Origin of the sequence: Selenomonas oralis (assembly GCF_051603425.1) — a bacterium.
GTDB classification, from domain to species: domain Bacteria; phylum Bacillota; class Negativicutes; order Selenomonadales; family Selenomonadaceae; genus Selenomonas; species Selenomonas sputigena_A.
In genome coordinates this window covers 426,084-443,565 of record NZ_CP194411.1, presented here as the reverse complement: position 1 = coordinate 443,565, position 17,482 = coordinate 426,084, and the positions used below count along the sequence as shown (strand labels likewise).

Here is a 17,482-nt window from a genome sequence, read left to right as displayed (position 1 = left end):
GTGCAGAAAATGATGACTTTGCAGCCATCGTTGGCGCGTTTTAAGGAATTGGCAAAGGCGGCGAATCTTATCGCCGTCACGGCGGAGCTCTCCATGGATCTCGATACGCCCGTCTCCGTCTTTTGCAAGCTCGTCGGTGAGGCGGAGGGCTTCATCCTCGAATCCGTCGACACGACGCATCAGCAGTTCGGGCGCTATTCGTTCATCGGCGCCGAGCCGTTCATTCGCCTGCAGGTTTTCAAGAATCGCCTGATGATTCGCGAAAACGATTTGATGAAATGCTTCGACGGCACGCCGCAGGAAACGCTCAAAAAATATATGGAAGGCTTCCGCCCTGCGGTGGAGGACGAGGAGCTGCCGCTGGCGAACGGCGGTATGGTCGGCTATCTGAACTACGAAATCGCCGCGACCTTCGACCGCGTGCGCACAATGACGCTCGACGAAGACGAGCTTCTCGGCCAGTTCATGGTCTGCCGTCACATGGTGGTCTTCGACGCCTTGAAAAATACGGCGCGGCTCATCCATCTCGCGCGCGTCACGGAGGAAACGGCGGACGCTGTGTACGAAGAGGCGGAGCGGAAGATGGAAACGATTGCAGAACGGCTGCGCGCGCCCGTCGCGCCTGCCGCCAAAACGGCTGCGAAGCGAAGGAAGCCGCTCGACTTCCTCGCGAAGTATGAAAGCGATTCCGGTGATTTTATTGCCGCCGTCGAAAAGGCGAAGGAGCATATCTTTGCCGGCGACATCTTCCAAGTCGTGCCGTCGCGCCAGTTCCGCGAGAAGATCACGAAGCCGAGCTTCCACTTCTATCGCCGCCTGCGACAGGTCAATCCGTCGCCCTACATGTTCTATCTGAACTTCGGCAGCGTCAAGCTCGTCGGCGCTTCGCCCGAGATGCTCGTGAAGGTGGCGGGCGACAAGATTTTCACCTACCCGATTGCGGGCACGCGCCGGCGCGGCAGGAACGACGAGGAGGACGCGGCGCTCGCCGCCGAGCTCAAGGCGGACGCGAAGGAGTGTGCTGAGCACGCAATGCTCGTCGACCTTGCGCGCAACGACATCGGGCGCATCAGCGAGGCGGGCAGCGTGCGCGTGACGAAGTTCAAGGAGATCGAGAAGTTCAGCCATGTGCTCCACATGGTCTCCGAGGTCGTCGGGCGGCTCAAGAAAGAATGCCGCCCTCTGGACGTCTTGGCGGCGGCATTTCCCGCAGGCACGGTCAGCGGTGCGCCGAAGCTGCGCGCCATGGAGATCATCCGCGAGCTTGAGCCTGTAAAGCGCGGCACGTATGCGGGCACGGTCGGCTATATGGACTTCTACGGCAATATGGACATGTGCATCACCTTGCGCACGATGCGCATCGAAAACGACGAAACCGCCGTGATCCAAGCGGGGGCGGGCATCGTCGCGGATTCCGTGCCCGAAAACGAATATCGGGAGATTCTGCAGAAGGCGCGGGCGCTGTTTGAAGTTGTCGAGGAGGTGGAAAACGATGTTGTTGCTTTTTGACAACTACGATTCATTTACATACAATATCTATCAACTGCTCGCTTCCCTCGGCGCAGAGGTTGAGGTCGTGCGAAACGATGCCGTGACGCCCGAGGACGTGTTGGCGGCGCACTACGAGGCCGTAATCCTCTCGCCGGGGCCGGGGCTGCCGAAGGATGCGGGCAATCTTGAGATGCTGATCGAAGCGGCGAAGGGCAAGGTGCCGCTCCTCGGCATCTGCCTCGGCCATCAGGCGATCGGCGAAGTCTTCGGCGGTCGCATCGTGCGTGCCAAGGAGATTGTGCACGGCAAGCCTTCGCTGATCCGCCACGACGGGCAAGGTCTTTACGCAGGGCTGCCCGAGAAAGCGGCCGTCGGCCGCTACCACTCGCTCATCATCGAGCGCGAATCTCTGCCCGACTGCCTCGCCGTCACCGCCGAGCTGGAAGACGGCACGATCATGGGCGTGCGCCACAAGGAGTACGCCATCGAGGGAATCCAGTTCCATCCCGAGTCCATCCTGACGCCCGACGGCGAGAAGATCATGCGGAACTTCCTGCAAGGATTGGCTTGAGGCATAGGGTTGAGAAGAAACAGCGATTTGCCGTATCCATGCAAATCGCTGTTTTGAGCGGCTCGTTTTTGCGTTTTTTCGGCCTTAGCACAAAGGTTCCTTGGGAAACTTGACCGATGTATCCCTGTAGCGATATACTAATAGTGAAGAAGGGGGGGCGGTTTATGCTTGTTTACCATGGTTCAGAACATGTTGTCGAGCGTCCCGTTTTTCATGGAGGAAAAAAGAGCAACGACTATGGCTATGGCTTTTATACTACGGAAAGCAAGGAACTGGCCAAGGAATGGGCTTGTGCCAAGAATACGGACGGTTATGCGAATTGTTATGAATTGGATATGGAGGGCCTCTCGGTACTGAACCTTAATTTGCCGCCATGCAACATCTTGAATTGGCTGGCGCTTCTTGCCCGTTACAGAAGTTATTGGCAGAATGGCAGCATCGCAGAAGAGGCCAAAGATTACCTGCAGGAACATTTCTTTATCGATCCCGAGCCATACGATGTCATTATTGGCTACCGTGCGGATGATTCCTATTTCAGCTTTGCGCAGGATTTTATAATGGGCGCGGTATCGTTGCAGAAGCTTTCGGAAGCTATGCGATTGGGAAAGCTCGGAGAACAGATCGTGCTGAAAAGCGAAAAATCTTATCAACACATCCGTTTCGTGGATGCGGAAGTTGCAGAAGCTGGAAAATGGTATGAAAAAAAGGCGATTCGGGACAGGGATGCACGTCGGGAGTATCGAAGGAAGAAATCTGTAGCAGAAGGACTGGAAGAGCTTTATATGTTGGATATCATGAGAGAAGGGATTTCAAATGGGGATCCACGCTTACGATGAAATCTATTTATCCAGTGCTCAGAATATTTTGGGGCATGCCGTCGACTTTGCAGTGATGTCCTTGTCTATAGAACCGGATGTTTTTGGAAAAGCTTTGGCCGTTTCGAAAAGCGCCAAGCAGTTTGCTCAAGGCAATCCTCGTTATGTGGCGGGGGTGAATGGACCGGAGCTGGTCAGGGAGATTCTGGATGACACCGGGATTTCATATCCTGCCGTTCCCGATGCGATGTACTTGGATAAATCGCCGGAGTATTGGGCAGGATGGGCATTGGCATTCTATCAATGGCTGGAAGACATCTCTTTCATGGAAATCCTGCAGACAGTTTCTCTGGATCAAATCATCGCGATGTATCCTGTCTATCATGAGATGGATGTCATGAAGTTTGCTGAACAGCTGAATCAGCAACGGAAAGCGGCTCATCCGCATACACGGCTGCGGGAGTACCGGGGAAATGCCGGACTTTCCCAGGCAGAGCTGGCAGCCGAGGCCGGAGTGCCGCTGCGGCAAATCCAGCTTTTCGAGCAGGGGCAAAGAGATATCAACAAGACGGCTTCGGCTACGGTGTACAGACTCTCCAAGGCGCTTCATTGCCGAATGGAGGACTTGTTGGCCTAAGGACGTGGATGGAGGAAATCAGATGTCAAAAATAGAAGTACCCAAGTATCAAGAGTACATGCAGCCTATATGGCAGGCACTCATTGAGCTTGGTGGATCGGGAACCATTGAGGAAATTGAAGATGCCGTTATCAAAAAGATGGGACTCTCCAATGAGGCTATAGATATGCCGCATGGGACAAACGGAAGTACGACTGAACTTTCGTATCGCATGAGTTGGACGCGCTCTTACCTCAAGAAGCGCGGCTATATCACAAATAGCTCACGCGGTGTTTGGACTATTGCTTCCACATACCAAAATCATCCAGAAACGGTCGTTATCCATCCAGATGAAATTGTTCGCTATGTACATAGCCTTGATAAAAATGCAAAGAAGCCGAAGAAAAGATTTGAAGATAAAAGACTCCGAGAAAAGGCAGAGCAGATGCAATTACAGGAGCAAGGAGATATCACAGAAATTTCTACAGAACTTTCGTGGCGTGACCATCTTTCTGCAGTCTTATTGCATATGGATCCGTATGGTTTTGAGCGTCTCTCTCAACGGCTCCTGCGAGAGTGTGGCTTTTCAAATGTGAAGGTAACAAAGAAATCCGGAGATGGTGGTATCGATGGCACAGGCAAGCTTAAAATCAACGGCATTTTGAGTTTCAATGTGGCTTTTCAATGCAAAAGGTATGCAGGAAGTGTCGGTGCACCGGAAATTCGTGATTTTCGTGGTTCCCTCACAACGGATATCGAGAAAGGCGTATTCATCACGACGGGAACATTTTCGCAGGCGGCGAAAGCCGAGGCACTCAGCCCAGGCAAGCAGCAGATCGATCTCATTGATGGCGAAGAATTCATCTCGAAATTAGCAGAGTATAGTATTGGCGTGAGAGAAGTCAAGACATATGAGGTCGATGATACGTATTTCCAGAACGTGTAGTTTATACGTTTGAGAATCTTTGCTTGGAAAACAAAGATTTAAGGCTGAAGGATGGCGCGACAAAAATTTTCCTCAACACGAAAGGCGTGATCGGCGATGTGGATGCCGAGCTCATAGCATTCCTGCAATATGTCGATGGGGTGGTTTCGGACAATAGCTTGGTCCAGGAGATTGAGCAGGAGATACAAAAAGTTAAGAGTGAAGAACAGGAGAGGGTGAGTTATATGACTTTCGCTATAAAAATGATGGAAGAACGCAAAGAAGGATTTCGTGAGGGAAAACTTGAAGGAAAACTTGAAGGAAGACTTGAAGGCAGACTTGAAGGCAGACTTGAAGGGAAGGCGGAAACGCAGCAGATGATGCTGCAGATTTTCCCTCTCCTGCGCGCGAACGTGCCGCTGCCGGAAATCTCCAAGCGGACGGGCTGCACGATGGAATATTTGCTGCAGCTGCAGGCGGTGATACAGTAAGACGTATGTGTGCAGGAACGAGAGGCAAGGTGCGGTGATGGAAAAGCAGCCAGCGGCGATCGAAGTCCGAGGGGCGCGCGTGCATAATTTGAAGAATATATCCGTTGACATTCCGCTGCATAAGATCGTCGGCGTTGCGGGCGTTTCGGGTTCGGGGAAGTCCTCGCTTGCGCTCGGCGTGCTCTACGCCGAAGGGTCGCGGCGGTATCTGGAAGCGTTGTCGACGTACACGAGGCGGCGCATGACACAGGCGGAGAAGGCGCGTGTCGACGAGGTGCGCTATATTCCGGCGGCGCTCGCGCTGCATCAGCGCCCGGGCGTGCCCGGGATGCGCAGCACGTTCGGCACTGCGACGGAGCTGCTGAACGTCGTGCGGCTGATGTTCTCGCGTCTGGCGAGCCATCGCTGCCCGAACGGTCACTATGTGCCGCCGACACGCAGGGTCGCAGCGGAGCAGGAGATCACTTGCCCGACGTGCGGCGTGCATTTCTACGCGCCGGGTGCGGAGGAGCTGGCGTTCAACAGCGGCGGCGCCTGCGAGGCGTGCGGCGGCACGGGAATCGTGCGCGTCGTCGATGAGTCGACGCTCGTGCCCGACGAATCTCTCTCGATCGACGAGGGCGCGGTGCTGCCGTGGCAGACGCTCATGTGGTCGCTGATGAAGGAGATTGCGCAGAAGTTGGGCGTGCGGACGGACGTGCCGTTCCGCGAGCTTACCGCGAAAGAGAGGGACATCGTCTTTCACGGGCCGCCCGACAAAGTGCATATGGTCTATCAGCTCAAAAAGACTGGTGCGGCGGGAGAGATGGAATTCACCTATTTCAACGCGATTTATACCGTAGAAAATGCGCTCGCGAAGGTCAAGGATGAAAAGGGCATGAAGCGCGTGGAAAAATTCCTGCGCCAGGAGATCTGCCCGTCGTGTCACGGCACGCGCCTCTCGGATGCAGCGCGTGCGCCGCGCCTTGCGGGACTTTCCCTGCCGGATGTCTGCCGCATGACGCTGACGGAGCTTGCGGCGTGGGTCGCGGATGTTTCCCGGGCGATGCCGCAGGATATGGTTCCGATGGCGCAAAGCATCTGCGAGACGTTCCGGCATACGGCGGCGCGCCTCATGGAACTCGGTCTCGGCTACCTCGCGCTCGATCGCGCGGCATCGACGCTCTCGACGGGAGAAAGGCAGCGCATGCAGATTGCGCGCGCCGTGCGCAATCGGACGACGGGCGTGCTCTACGTTCTCGATGAACCGTCCATAGGACTTCATCCGTCGAACATCGAAGGCCTGCTGCATGTCATGCAGGAACTCATGGCTGACGGGAATTCCATCATTCTCGTCGATCATGACGTGCAGGTCTTGAAGAGCGCCGATCACTTCATTGAGATGGGGCCGGAGGCGGGAGCGGGCGGCGGCACGATCATCGCGCAGGGGACGCTCGCGGAGCTGGAAAAGAACGAGAACTCGCGCATCGGCGCCTTTCTGTCCGGCAGAAAAAAGGTGCGCGTCCATACGCCTGCGCCGGCTGAGGGTATGTTCCGGCATGGCAGGATCGAGCTCAAAACGGAGCAGATCCATACGGTGAAGCCTCTTCACGCCGTGTTTCCACTGGGACGACTGAGCGTCGTGACCGGCGTTTCCGGCTCGGGCAAGACGACGCTGATCCTCGAAAGCCTCATTCCGGCGCTCGAAGCACAGGCGAGCGGCACGGCGCTTCCCGCGCACGTTCGAGAAATCGCCGCTGACGGCGTGCGGCAGGTGCGGCTGATCGACGCTGTGCCGATCGGCGCCAACGTGCGTTCTACCGTCGCCACCTATGCGAACGTGCACGACGAGCTGCGAAAGATTTATGCGCGTACAGAGGCGGCGAAGGCGCATGGCTATAAGGCGGGGGATTTTTCCTACAACACGGGGAAGCTTCGCTGTCCGACGTGCGACGGAACAGGCTCGATCAGCCTCGATGTCCAATTCCTGCCCGATGTCACGATTGACTGCCCCGACTGCGGCGGCTCGCGCTACCGCAAGGAAGCCGCCGATCTTCTTCGCGTGCAGCGCAAGGGGAAGCAGGTCTGTTCTCTGCCCGAGCTGATGTCGCTGAGCGTCGATGAGGCGCTGGAACTTTGCGGCGATTTGAAGGCGGTGCAGCGGCGGCTTCAGATTCTGCACGATCTCGGCCTCGGCTATCTGACGCTCGGCGAGGCGACGCCGGGGCTGTCGGGCGGCGAGGCGCAGCGATTGAAGCTCTCGAGCGATATGGGAAGGGGGCAGGAGGGCTCCGTGTTCGTCTTCGACGAGCCGACGATCGGTCTGCATCCGCTCGATGTAGAGACGCTGCTCGGCGTATTCCAGACCCTCATGGCGAGCGGTGCGACCGTCATCGTCATCGAGCATGACCTCGATGTCATACGGAACGCCGACTACATCCTCGACATGGGGCCGGGTGGCGGAGAAGCAGGAGGTGAGATCGTCGCCTGCGGCACGCACGAGGTGATACGGAAAAGTCCGCAAAGCGTCACGGGGCGGTATCTTGATTATAGGAAACGCTGATAAATTCAGCCACCCATCTTCACACATCTGTGCAAATCTGGGCGACTTCATCTTATCAGCGCTTCCTTTGGAAAACAATAGACTTGCATTTCGAGAAGCAGTATAATATAGGAAAGTGATGAAGGAGGGAAGCGGTATGTCTGCTGTCATGGATGTGAATGTCTGCGTGGATCGTGATGTGAAGGAGCGGAGTGAGGCTCTGTATGGTGAACTCGGCATCGACCTGACAACGGCAATCAACGTGTTCCTGCGGCAGTCCCTCCGTGTGGGGGGGTTCCCGTTCGATGTTCGTGTAGATCGACCCAATCGGGAGACTGTTGCAGCCTTGATGGAAGCCGAACATATATTGAGCGATCCTTTTGCCAAGCGCTATTCAGATCTGGAAGAAGCCCTGCAGGCACTGAAGGCATGAAAGCGCTGGAGATTGTTTGGACAAGTCAGTTCAAGAAAGATTATAAGCTGGCGATGAAGCGGCGGCTTGATATTAAGTTGCTTGATGAAATCATCCGTGCATTGGCACGCAGGAAATCTCTGCCGAGCAAAAATAAAGATCATGCGTTGCTTGGACGCTGGCGCGGCTATCGCGAGTGTCACATTCAGCGGGAGTGGCTGCTCATCTATCGAATTGAAAATGATGTGCTTGTGTTAACATTGGCAAGGACGGGAACACATAGCGAATTGTTTGGAAACTGAGATGATGGAAATGCCCCACAAGGTCGTTTGACCCTGCGGGGTATTTTGCTTTTAGATAGCATTTCAATAGCGCGGATTTTCCTTGCCGACACGCTGCCGGCGAGGCAGTTGTCGGGGATGTCCTTCGTCACGACGGCGCCGGCAGCGATGATGACGTTATTGCCAATCGTGACGCCGGGAAGGATTGTGACGTTGCCGCCGATCCAGATGTCGCTGCCGATGGCGACGGACTTGCCGATATCGAGGTGCGCGCGCCGGTCTCGCTGTGATATCAGGTGGTTGACCGTGGAGATCAATGTGTTCGGGCTGATCATCACATAGTCGCCGATGGTGACGGGCATGATGTCGAGGAGGTCACATTGTAGTTCGCCAGGAATTGCTTGCCGACGCGGATGTGCAGACCGTAATCGCAGTTGAATCCCGTCAGAACGGAGGTGTTTTCGCCCGCTTCCGCGAAGAGTTCGCGAATCACTGGCGCACGCGCCGCCTCGTCCGTCATCGGGATGACGTTCAGCTTTGCGCATAGAGCGATGGCGCGAAGCTTGCGCCCGTTCACGCCTTCATTCCAAAAGTCGTAGGTGAGTCCGGCATCGAGTTTTTCCGGTTCCGTCATGTTGTTTTCCTTCGGTCTTTTGGTTTTCGGATAATGCTTACGGCTTCTATCCTAGCATTGTTTTTGAATAATTGAAATGAAGAGAATATATTCAGCGTTCGGCACACTTGACCTCGCGGGCGTTCATGATACAATAAAGAAAAGAAGTCAGATCGGGAGGTGAAGGGATGGAAAGATATGCCATCAAGCCGTGGGAAGAACTGACGATTCGCGATGATTATATGTTCAAACTTATCATGCGCCGCAAGCGCATTTGCAAAAAATTACTAGAGCGCACACTTCGTATGAAAATTAGAAAGATTCGCTATCTTGAGACTGAAAAATCCATGAAGACGCAGTACAGCAGCAAGGGCATCCGCTTGGATGTTTATGTGCGTGATGAGAAAGAGACGGTATATAATATCGAGATGCAGGTGCGGCGATTGGAAGGAGACGCACTCTTTAAACGGACGCGTTATTACCAGTCGATGATGGATGCGGATCTTCTTGCAGCGGGAGCCGATTACGATGATTTGAACAAGACGATCATCATCTTCATCTGTCCGTTTGATCCTTTTGATGAAGGTCGCTATATCTATACGTTTGAGAATCTTTGCTTGGAAAACAAAGATTTAAGGCTGAAGGATGGCGCGACAAAAATTTTCCTCAACACGAAAGGCGTGATCGGCGATGTGGATTCCGAGATCATAGCATTCCTGCAATATGTCGATGGGGTGGTTTCGGACAATAGCTTGGTTCAGGAGATTGAGCAGGAGATACAAAAAGTTAAGAGTGAAGAACAGGAGAGGGTGAGTTATATGACTTTCGCTATGAAAATGATGGAAGAACGCAAAGAAGGATTTCGTGAGGGAAAACTTGAAGGAAAACTTGAAGGAAAACTTGAAGGAAAACTTGAAGGCAGACTTGAAGGCAGACTTGAAGGGAAGGCGGAAACGCAGCAGATGATGCTGCAGATTTTCCCTCTTCTGCGCGCGAATGTGCCGCTGCCGGAAATCTCCAAGCGGACGGGCTGCACGATGGAATATTTGCTGCAGCTGCAGGCGGTGATGCAGTAAGACGTATGTGTGCAGGAGGCTGTTTTGTCGGCTGATCTTTGGTCAATTCTTTACGAAATAAGGAAAACGGACGGGCATACGCAGTGGAGCGCATATCCGTCCGTTTTTGTGAGGAAGAAACGAGCGTTAAGGTTATCGGCATGTGGACGCAGTACGAGTTTTAAGAAACGCGGCTTAGACGAAGCAAAATAAGGAAAAGGCAGTCGAACGGGATTTCCGAACGACTGTCTTTTTGTCTTACAGTGCGCGGGAAACGAGGGTTTTATTCAAAATTGTAAATGCTAACGAAGATTTGAGCCGGCTTTCTTTGCATGGTGTTGAGTCTTTCCTCCGTTACCCTTCCACCGTCATGGCGGCAGCGAGGGCGGCGCCGAGGGCGGAGCCGGTATTTTCAAGGATAATGTGGATCTTTTCGGCCTCGTTGCCGAGGAGATCCACGAGTGCTTTCTTGAGGTTTTCGGCGACGAGGGGCATCTTCTCGTAGACGGAACCGTCGATGGCGATGTGCTGCTCCTTGATCGCCCCACCATGTGCGCAGTGGCGCACGATGCCTGCGAAGGTCGCGGCGACGAGGCGGGCGGAGCGGGCGATGATGACGCCCGCGAGATCCTGCAGCAGGTTCAGCTCAAGCGCGTTGAACTTCTCTCCTGTCTTTTCTTCGAGGATGGCGGCAGCTTCGTGGCGGTCGAGGTAGGCATCGGCGACGATCGTGGAAAGGTCGATGCTCGTGAAGGAGAACGGATCGTCCCTGCCGAGGAGGTCGGCGAGCGCGTGCCCGTAAATCTCGCCGAGGTAGCGTCCCGACACCATCTTTTCCAGGTGCTGTGCGCCTGGCTTTTCGGAGATTTCGTCGATGCGCATGTCATACTTCGTCGGGCGCAGCTTGCCGAAGCCCCCCGACTCCATGTTGATGACGGTGGGCGTCTCGGAGCCGTCTGCGAACTCCTCGAAGTAGCAGGTGTTCTGTCCCGTGGCGTAAATCGAGCCGATGTAGGCGTTTGGTTTCTTGTAGGCGGCGGCGAGGAGCGTGGCGACAGTGTCGTTGATGACGGCGACGGGGATGACGTTTCGTGCACCGCGCCGTGCGAGGGCTTCCTTCAGCAGGTCGTTGACGACCTTGCCTTCGACGCCCTGCGTCGCGAACTCCTTCGTCCAAGTGATGAGCTTGGCATTGTAGAGGTTGGTCTGCACTGACGGGAAGGAGAAGGTGTGGCCGAGCAGGTACGTCGTCGAGCGATTGCTCTCGATGGCCTCGTCGATGAGTTCGGCGAGGAAGTCGAACATCTCCTCGGCAGTGGCGCTTTCTGCCACATAGTCGTAGACACCCGGCGCGGTCAGGGGCTTCGCCGCCTTCTTGATGACCTGGTACCTGCCGCCTCCGTGCAGGAGGATGTGCAGGGCGCGTACGTTCGTGCCGCCGAAGTCGAGCGCAAGGAAATCGCCGATTTCCTTCCCCGTCGGCAGGGCGACGTAGGAGCGCAGCATGCGCAGCGTGGAAGCTTCGCCATTGAGCCCCGCCTGCATCTCCGACTCGAAGTCGGTAGAGACTTTCTGCAGTTCCTCGTCGCTGATGCTGAAGGCGGCGAGCACCTCGTCGTATTTCTTCTTGTCCATGGTCATGGTCATGGCTGCTCCTCCTTTAATAATGAGGGTTTCGCCGCTGAGCGAACCCCTGAGTGGTCAACGTCAGCCAATCGCGCTTCGCCTTTGGCTCGCGTTCTTGGGACGTTTTCACATGCGACCTGTTTCCTGTGCGGCTGCGCCCTTCGGGCTTGCCTTACAGACAGGTCAGCAGCATCGCGCCGACGCTTGGGAAAGCCTCTTTTGCCTGCTTTTGGATTTCTTCTCGTGCTGTCGTCAGCGTATAACCGTCGAAGGCTTTGAGCATCGGCAAATCGTTCGTCTCATCGCCGATGGCAAAAACTTCTGCGCCGTCCCAGCCCATGGTGGACAGCAGCGTGCGTATGCCTTGATCCTTGCCGATGCCTGTGGGCGTGATGTCAAGGCTGCAGGCGTTGGGGTAGGCGTGGATCTTCGCGCCAAGCCTTGCGTTGAGTACCGCAGCGCAGGCGTCGGATTCGGCGGGCAGCGGGAAGCCCATGGAGAACTGCTGGATCTTCGTGAGCGTGCCGATCTCAGATTCCTCAATGTAGATGATGGGGAAGTCCCATTCCTTTGCCTCGCGCTCGATCCATGAGCCTTCCGAATGGTGGCAGAGGTATGTGACATCTGCCGCGGAAAAGGCGAAGTGGAAGGACTTCTGCGCCAATGGTTCCTCGGCGATGGCGACGAGGGCGGCGGGGTCGATCTCGGCTTGGAAGCGCACCGTCTCTTCTGCGTCGCGGATGATGCCGCCGTTGTTGCAGACCGTGTAGTCGAATTCCAGTCCGAAAGCGCGGAGCTGCGGCACGAGCATGCCGTAGTCGCGCCCCGAGATGACGCCGAACTTGTTGCCGGCCGCACGCCACTTCCGGACGCCTTGCAGTGTTTCTTCGTCGATTTTTCCCTTCCGAAAGAGCGTCCCGTCGTAATCGCTCGCAGCTACCTTCATCATATTTCCTCCTCGTAAATCACAGCTTCCAATGGGCGAAGCGAAGTCGTCGGTGCGTCCGCATAGCTTCCGGCAAGGCGCGTGCCGCGGAGGAAGCCTGCAGGAAGCGCCGCGTCTTCCGTGCTGAAGTTGACTGCCGTCTTGATGCGCGTCTTTTCCAGTGTGCGCGAGAACGCATAGATTTGCTCGTTTTCCGCAAGAAGCTCTTCATATACGCCATCCAAAAGCGTTGGAATTGTCTCGCGCAGCTTGGCGAGATGGCGGTAGAAGTGCAGCACGGAGTCCGCCGCCTCTTCCTCGGCAGCGGCGTTGAGCGTGCGATAGTTCTCGTTGACGGGAAGCCACGGCGTGCCGCTCGTGAAGCCCGCATGTTTTTCTGCCGTCCACTGCATCGGCGTGCGTGCGTTGTCGCGGCTGTTGAAGTGGACAAAGCCCAGCGCTTCCTCCTTGGAGAAACCATCTTCCAAAGCGAGCGCGTACTGGCCGTGCGATGAAATGTCGTCGTAGGCGTCAATGGAATCCCAAGCCACGTTCGTCATGCCGAGTTCTTCGCCCTCGTAGATGAAGGGCGTGCCGCGCAGCGTGAAGAGGACGGCGGCGAGCGCCTTTGCCGCGAGCTTCTTGTCCGCACCCTTCGGGAAGAAGTAATCGACGGAGCGTGCGCGGTCGTGGTTCTCGAAGTAGATGGGAAACCATCCTTCCTTGGCGGTGGCGTGCTGGCTCGCCGTGAGCGCGCGCTTGAGCTTCGTTAGAGGCCACGGCTGCGCTTTGTGCCAGCATTCGCCGCCCTCGTAGGGCACGAGGACGTGGCTGAACTCGAAGAGCATGGAGAAGACGCCGTTTTCGCCGACCCACAGAGGCAGTTCCTCGGGCGTGACGCCGTTCGCTTCGCCGACGGTGAAGATGTCGTGCCCGTCGAAGACGCGTGCGCGGAACTCGTGCAGGAAGTCGAGGATGCCCGGCGTGTTCGCCGTCATATCGTGGACGCTCGTCATGCCGTCCGCCGCGTCCGGCTCGCCGTCTGTGAAGACGGCGGGCTTTTTGATGTAAGTGATGGCGTCGATGCGGAAGCCGCCGACGCCCTTTGCGAGCCAGAAGTTTGCGGCGGCGAAGAGCGCTTCTCTGACCTCGGGGGTTTCCCAGTTGAGGTCGGGCTGCGCCTCGGCGAAGGTGTGCAGATAGTATTGGCCGCGCTCCTCGCTGTACGTCCAGGCGGAGCCGCCGAAGATGCCGCGCCAGTTCGTAGGCGCGCTGCCGTCCTCCTTCGCGTCGCGCCAGATGTACCAGTCGCTCTTCGCGTTCGTGCGGCTCTTCTTCGACTCCAAGAACCACGGGTGTTGATCAGAGGTGTGGTTGTAGACGAGATCCATGACGATGCGCATGTCGCGCTTTTTGGCCTCGGCGATCAGCTCCTCCATATCGGCGAGCGTGCCGAAGGACGGGTCGATATCGCAGTAGTCGCTGATGTCGTAGCCGTTGTCGACCATGGGCGACGGATAGACGGGCGTGAGCCAGAGCGCGCCTGCGCCGAGCGACTTCAGATAGTCGAGCTTTTCCGTGATGCCGCGAATATCACCCGTGCCCTTGCCGCGCGTGTCGTTGAAGCTCTTCGGATAAATCTGGTAGACGGCGGTGTTCTGCCACCAATGCGTTGCTTTCATGCGTTTTTCCTTTCCATTCAGCCCCCTGCCGTGCGGGCAGGGGGCTGCGAGATTTGCCGTGCGTCAGAAGGTCAGGACGTCCGTCTTGCCGGCTTCGGCCGTCATGCCCGTATGCTTCTTCATCAGCGGGTATTCGCCCGAATTCGTCACCGCCATGATGACCGTGTCCTGATAGCCTGCTTCCTTGATCGTGGCGCGGTCAAACTTCACGAGCGGCGCGCCTTGGCCGACATGGTCGCCTGCTTTGACAAGGAGCTCGAAGCCCTTGCCGCCGAGTTTCACCGTGTCGACGCCGATGTGGATGAGCATTTCCGCGCCGTTCGCGAGACGCAGTCCGACGGCGTGCAGCGAATCCTCCATGACCATCGTGACCTCGGCGTCGGCGGGCGCGACGACGAGATTTCCCGTCGGCTCGACGGCGACGCCGTCGCCCATCATCTTCTGCGAGAACATCTCGTCCTTGACTTCGCTCATGTCGATGACCTTGCCGTCCGCAACCGCCGCGAAGGAGAGGGATTTTTCCGTGCCGACGGCGACTTCCGTCTTGTCGGAGGCCGGGGCGGAAAGCAGCGCCTCGAAGCGCTCGCGCACCTGCGGCACGGAGAGGCCGACGATGACCTGGAACGCATGTCCGTTTCGTACGAGGCCGTGTGCGCCCGCTCGGGTGAATACGGCGACTGACTGTACGAGGTCGGGATTCTCCACCGTCACGCGCAGGCGCGTCGCGCAGTTTGTGACATCCTTGATATTTGCTGCGCCGCCGAGCCCTTCGAGGAAGACCCTCGCCTTCACATCGCGCTCGTCCAGCTTCATGCCGGGAGCGGCTTCATCGCCGGCGGTATCGCCGGTCTGCTTCGCCTTGTAGTCGGCTTTCGTGAAGAGCTTGTCCTCGACGTCGTCGTCCGTCCTGCCCGGCGTCTTGTAATCCTTGAAGCGGATGACAGCGCGGAAGACGAAGAAGTAGATGGCGGTGAAGCACAGGCCGACGCCGATCTGCGTGAGGTATGTCGCATAGTGGTAGGAGAAAAGAGGAATCCAGTTCTGCACGAAGCAGTCGATGAGACCGCCGCCGAAGTTGCCCGAAAGCCCGATGGCGTAGAGCGTTGCCGAAAGCGTCGCCGAGAGAATGGCGTGCAGCAGATAAAGCAGAGGCGCGACAAAAAGGAAGGTGAATTCCAGAGGCTCCGTGATGCCGCAGAGCATCGCCGTGATCGTCGCGGGTATCAGGAGAGCTGCCGTCTTCTTGCGCTTTTCAGGCTTGGCGCAGGCGTAGATGGCGAGCGCTGCGCCCGGCAGGCCGAAGACCTTGCCGCTGCCGTGCAGCGCGAAGCCGCCCTCGGGGAAGAGGTCGCGGAGTGACTGCGCGTTCGTCATGAAGTCGTTGATGTGGCCGAGCCAGTAGGCTTGGATGCCGCCGTCGACGACGGCAGGGCCGAACATGAACGGCAGGTAGATGAAGTGATGGAGGCCGGCGGGCAGCAGGATCTTCTCCGAGAACGTGTACGCCCAGACGCCGACGATGCCGCTCGTCTTGAGGAAGAACTGGAACTGCTCGATTGCGTGCTGTACCATCGGCCAGACGCAGCAGAAGATGAGAGCCATCGGGATCATGACGGCGAAGCCGACGGCGACGACGAAGGCAGGGCCTTTGAAAATGCCGAGCCAATCGGGGATGTTCGTGTCGTAGAAGTGGTTGTGCAGATACGCCGTGCAGCACGCGATGAAGATCGCGCCGAGCATGCCCATGTCGAGCGTCTTGACGTTCGCGATCATGGCAAGTCCCGTGCCGGCGCCCGCCGCCTGGCTGTAATCAACGCCGAATGCGCTGCCGTGCAGCGTGAGGATGGCCGAGATGAAGTAGTTGAAGAGCATGTAGATGACGAAGGATTCCATGGCGCAGCGCGCGGGCTCCTTCTTCGCGAAGCCGATGGGCACGGCGATGGCGAAGAGAATCGGCATCTGCGCGAACACCGTCCACGCGCCCTGCTCGACGATGTACCAGAAATCGTACCATAGCGTGCCTTCGGCGGCGATTGCGCCGAGAAGCCCCGTGTTCTTGCAGACAATGGACACCGCCACCGTCAGACCGAAGAACGCGAACAGGATGACGGGCGTATACATCGCGCCGCCAAACCGCTGCATGTTCTGCATAAAGACATCTTTGCTGATTGACATGAGCCTGCCTCCTTGAATGTTTTGATATAAGGTAAAACCGTTATCTATACCATAATAAAAAAACGCCGCAAAAGCAAGTGTTTTGTGGCATTTGGGTGCTATGTACGAAAAATGGAAGGAAGTACAGCGGATGAAACTTGTTACAAGAAGCCCCAAGAGGTCAAGCCGAAGGCGCAGACCGATTGGCCAGGCTTCTGTAAGGGCGTGAGGACATATGTACAGCACGATGTTGTGATGTGCCGGAGCAGGAGACGGAATCAAAAGCCCCCGAGCCGTTTCACGTGGCGGCTGAACATATGTCCTGAAAGCTTACAAGAAGCCCCAAGAGGTCAAGCCGAAGGCGCAGACCGATTGGCCAGGCTTCTGTAAGGGCGTGAGGACAATGTCCACGAAGTGTACGTTTGTGCGTGTAACTTACGTTGAAATCTCCTCCTGCTTCCCACGGTACAGGCGGTAATGGACGTACCAGATCTCAAGCAGCAGGAAGTAGGCGAGCATCGACTTGAACTGAAGCCGCGCCTCGTTCTCGGGCAGGTTAAACTGGGCGGGCATGATGTAGAGGTTTTCCGTCGAGCGGCTTGCGAGCGTGTTGTGCTGCATCTGCGTGATGGCGAGCAGCGGCACACCCTTGAGATTCAGCTGTTCGGAAAACTCCTTGACACGCTCGGATTCTCCCGAAAGCGAGATGAAGACGAAGAGATCGTCCGGCCCTGCCGTCTGATAGACAGAATAGAACTCCTCGCGTCCCGCGATCTCGCAGACAAAGATATTGTCATAAAGAAAAAGGCGTTTGAACTCCTGCATGACATTGTTCTGCACATAGCCCGAGGCGTAGGCAAAGACCCGGTGCGCCTCATGCATCAGACGGCTCGCGCGGCTGTAGTCGCGCCCCATGAGCTCGCGCCACGTCTGGTCGTAGAAGCGGCCGAGCGCCTTCGTGACATCGCGCTCCGGCACAGCGCCTGCCTCCAGTTCCATCTTGAGCAGTGCCTTCATCTCGCCGAATCCCTCGAAGCCGAGCTTCTGCGCGAAGCGCACGACCGAGGCGCTCGAAACGGCGCACGCACGGGAAAGCTCGTGAATCGAGGTGTGGCAGGCGGTTTCCTTGTGGTTGTCAATAAAGCGCCAGATGCTCCTGTCCGCCTCGCCGAGCTCCTGCAAATGCATATTGATGCGTTCTGCCAGACGCATAAAAACACTCCTTTCCCGTACAGCGATAGAGATAGTTTCAATAAAATTATAAGATACTGCAAAGGGTTCGTCAATTTTGGAGCATACATTAT

Annotated in this window: 16 protein-coding genes and 1 pseudogene; 10 read left to right on the top strand and 7 right to left on the bottom strand. The window is 56.7% G+C overall.

Annotated features, from left to right (window positions below; all coding sequences use genetic code 11):
- The first annotated feature begins 12 nt into the window (after positions 1-12).
- The 9 genes from trpE to ACRTGH_RS02095 all read left to right on the top strand — a co-directional run bounded on the left by trpE (position 13) and on the right by ACRTGH_RS02095 (position 8,144).
- Positions 13-1,509: an anthranilate synthase component I gene (gene trpE, locus ACRTGH_RS02135; RefSeq protein WP_438474840.1), complete on the top strand. Its 1,497-nt coding sequence runs from the start codon at positions 13-15 to the stop codon at positions 1,507-1,509.
- A complete protein-coding gene (locus ACRTGH_RS02130) occupies positions 1,493-2,062 on the top strand; it encodes an anthranilate synthase component II (RefSeq protein ID WP_368847110.1) in 570 nt (189 codons plus the stop codon). The genes trpE and ACRTGH_RS02130 overlap by 17 nt, the downstream gene beginning before the upstream one ends.
- Before the next feature lie 164 nt (positions 2,063-2,226).
- A complete protein-coding gene (locus ACRTGH_RS02125) occupies positions 2,227-2,898 on the top strand; it encodes a DUF3990 domain-containing protein (RefSeq protein ID WP_368847111.1) in 672 nt (223 codons plus the stop codon).
- On the top strand, positions 2,876-3,514 hold the full coding sequence (locus ACRTGH_RS02120; RefSeq protein ID WP_368847112.1) for a helix-turn-helix domain-containing protein: 639 nt from the start codon (positions 2,876-2,878) through the stop codon (positions 3,512-3,514). The genes ACRTGH_RS02125 and ACRTGH_RS02120 overlap by 23 nt, the downstream gene beginning before the upstream one ends.
- Positions 3,515-3,536: 22 nt before the next feature.
- The gene (locus ACRTGH_RS02115; RefSeq protein ID WP_368847113.1) at positions 3,537-4,439 is read left to right on the top strand and encodes a restriction endonuclease; all 903 of its coding nucleotides are present in this window, start codon (positions 3,537-3,539) and stop codon (positions 4,437-4,439) included.
- A 23-nt stretch (positions 4,440-4,462) separates the two neighbouring features.
- Positions 4,463-4,909, top strand: a complete 447-nt coding sequence (locus ACRTGH_RS02110) for a hypothetical protein (RefSeq protein ID WP_368847114.1) — start codon at positions 4,463-4,465, stop codon at positions 4,907-4,909.
- A 37-nt stretch (positions 4,910-4,946) separates the two neighbouring features.
- Positions 4,947-7,451 carry an excinuclease ABC subunit UvrA gene (locus ACRTGH_RS02105; protein WP_368847143.1) on the top strand — a complete coding sequence of 835 codons (2,505 nt, stop codon included), beginning with the start codon at positions 4,947-4,949 and terminating at the stop codon, positions 7,449-7,451.
- Between the two features lie 136 nt (positions 7,452-7,587).
- Complete coding sequence (locus ACRTGH_RS02100) at positions 7,588-7,863, top strand: type II toxin-antitoxin system RelB/DinJ family antitoxin (protein ID WP_368847115.1); 276 nt, start codon at positions 7,588-7,590, stop codon at positions 7,861-7,863.
- Positions 7,860-8,144: a type II toxin-antitoxin system YafQ family toxin gene (locus ACRTGH_RS02095; RefSeq protein WP_368847116.1), complete on the top strand. Its 285-nt coding sequence runs from the start codon at positions 7,860-7,862 to the stop codon at positions 8,142-8,144. The genes ACRTGH_RS02100 and ACRTGH_RS02095 overlap by 4 nt, the downstream gene beginning before the upstream one ends.
- Positions 8,145-8,262: 118 nt before the next feature.
- Here the strand turns inward: ACRTGH_RS02095 and ACRTGH_RS02090 are convergent.
- Both ACRTGH_RS02090 and ACRTGH_RS02085 read right to left on the bottom strand, forming a co-directional pair.
- Positions 8,263-8,365 (bottom strand): annotated as a pseudogene (locus tag ACRTGH_RS02090) (DapH/DapD/GlmU-related protein); the annotation flags it as partial.
- Between the two features lie 92 nt (positions 8,366-8,457).
- Complete coding sequence (locus tag ACRTGH_RS02085; RefSeq protein ID WP_368847118.1) at positions 8,458-8,757, bottom strand: maltose acetyltransferase domain-containing protein; 300 nt, start codon at positions 8,755-8,757, stop codon at positions 8,458-8,460.
- 167 nt (positions 8,758-8,924) lie between these two features.
- Here ACRTGH_RS02085 and ACRTGH_RS02080 point away from each other — a divergent pair, with 167 nt between their 5' ends.
- A complete protein-coding gene (locus ACRTGH_RS02080) occupies positions 8,925-9,812 on the top strand; it encodes an Rpn family recombination-promoting nuclease/putative transposase (protein ID WP_368847119.1) in 888 nt (295 codons plus the stop codon).
- 333 nt (positions 9,813-10,145) lie between these two features.
- Here the strand turns inward: ACRTGH_RS02080 and ACRTGH_RS02075 are convergent, their stop codons facing one another.
- The 5 genes from ACRTGH_RS02075 to ACRTGH_RS02055 all read right to left on the bottom strand — a co-directional run bounded on the left by ACRTGH_RS02075 (position 10,146) and on the right by ACRTGH_RS02055 (position 17,390).
- Complete coding sequence (locus tag ACRTGH_RS02075; protein ID WP_368847144.1) at positions 10,146-11,432, bottom strand: hexokinase family protein; 1,287 nt, start codon at positions 11,430-11,432, stop codon at positions 10,146-10,148.
- A 157-nt stretch (positions 11,433-11,589) separates the two neighbouring features.
- Positions 11,590-12,363, bottom strand: a complete 774-nt coding sequence (locus ACRTGH_RS02070; protein WP_368847120.1) for an HAD-IIB family hydrolase — start codon at positions 12,361-12,363, stop codon at positions 11,590-11,592.
- Positions 12,363-14,024: a glycoside hydrolase family 13 protein gene (locus ACRTGH_RS02065; RefSeq protein WP_368847121.1), complete on the bottom strand. Its 1,662-nt coding sequence runs from the start codon at positions 14,022-14,024 to the stop codon at positions 12,363-12,365. Before ACRTGH_RS02065 ends, ACRTGH_RS02070 begins: the two co-directional genes overlap by 1 nt.
- A 63-nt stretch (positions 14,025-14,087) precedes the next feature.
- On the bottom strand, positions 14,088-16,199 hold the full coding sequence (locus ACRTGH_RS02060) for an alpha-glucoside-specific PTS transporter subunit IIBC (RefSeq protein WP_368847122.1): 2,112 nt from the start codon (positions 16,197-16,199) through the stop codon (positions 14,088-14,090).
- Positions 16,200-16,613: 414 nt separating this feature from the next.
- Positions 16,614-17,390, bottom strand: a complete 777-nt coding sequence (locus ACRTGH_RS02055) for a MurR/RpiR family transcriptional regulator (RefSeq protein ID WP_368847123.1) — start codon at positions 17,388-17,390, stop codon at positions 16,614-16,616.
- Between the last annotated feature and the right edge of the window lie 92 nt (positions 17,391-17,482).

Bases quoted from the DNA above. Each gene is read 5' to 3' on its own strand.
- trpE (WP_438474840.1), top strand. From the start codon at position 13: ATGACTTTGCAGCCATCGTTGGCGCGTTTTAAGGAATTGGCAAAGGCG.
- ACRTGH_RS02130 (WP_368847110.1), top strand. From the start codon at position 1,493: ATGTTGTTGCTTTTTGACAACTACGATTCATTTACATACAATATCTAT.
- ACRTGH_RS02125 (WP_368847111.1), top strand. From the start codon at position 2,227: ATGCTTGTTTACCATGGTTCAGAACATGTTGTCGAGCGTCCCGTTTTT.
- ACRTGH_RS02120 (WP_368847112.1), top strand. From the start codon at position 2,876: ATGGGGATCCACGCTTACGATGAAATCTATTTATCCAGTGCTCAGAAT.
- ACRTGH_RS02115 (WP_368847113.1), top strand. From the start codon at position 3,537: ATGTCAAAAATAGAAGTACCCAAGTATCAAGAGTACATGCAGCCTATA.
- ACRTGH_RS02105 (WP_368847143.1), top strand. From the start codon at position 4,947: ATGGAAAAGCAGCCAGCGGCGATCGAAGTCCGAGGGGCGCGCGTGCAT.
- ACRTGH_RS02100 (WP_368847115.1), top strand. From the start codon at position 7,588: ATGTCTGCTGTCATGGATGTGAATGTCTGCGTGGATCGTGATGTGAAG.
- ACRTGH_RS02095 (WP_368847116.1), top strand. From the start codon at position 7,860: ATGAAAGCGCTGGAGATTGTTTGGACAAGTCAGTTCAAGAAAGATTAT.
- ACRTGH_RS02085 (WP_368847118.1), bottom strand. From the start codon at position 8,757: ATGACGGAACCGGAAAAACTCGATGCCGGACTCACCTACGACTTTTGG.
- ACRTGH_RS02080 (WP_368847119.1), top strand. From the start codon at position 8,925: ATGGAAAGATATGCCATCAAGCCGTGGGAAGAACTGACGATTCGCGAT.
- ACRTGH_RS02075 (WP_368847144.1), bottom strand. From the start codon at position 11,432: ATGACCATGGACAAGAAGAAATACGACGAGGTGCTCGCCGCCTTCAGC.
- ACRTGH_RS02070 (WP_368847120.1), bottom strand. From the start codon at position 12,363: ATGAAGGTAGCTGCGAGCGATTACGACGGGACGCTCTTTCGGAAGGGA.
- ACRTGH_RS02065 (WP_368847121.1), bottom strand. From the start codon at position 14,024: ATGAAAGCAACGCATTGGTGGCAGAACACCGCCGTCTACCAGATTTAT.
- ACRTGH_RS02060 (WP_368847122.1), bottom strand. From the start codon at position 16,199: ATGTCAATCAGCAAAGATGTCTTTATGCAGAACATGCAGCGGTTTGGC.
- ACRTGH_RS02055 (WP_368847123.1), bottom strand. From the start codon at position 17,390: ATGCGTCTGGCAGAACGCATCAATATGCATTTGCAGGAGCTCGGCGAG.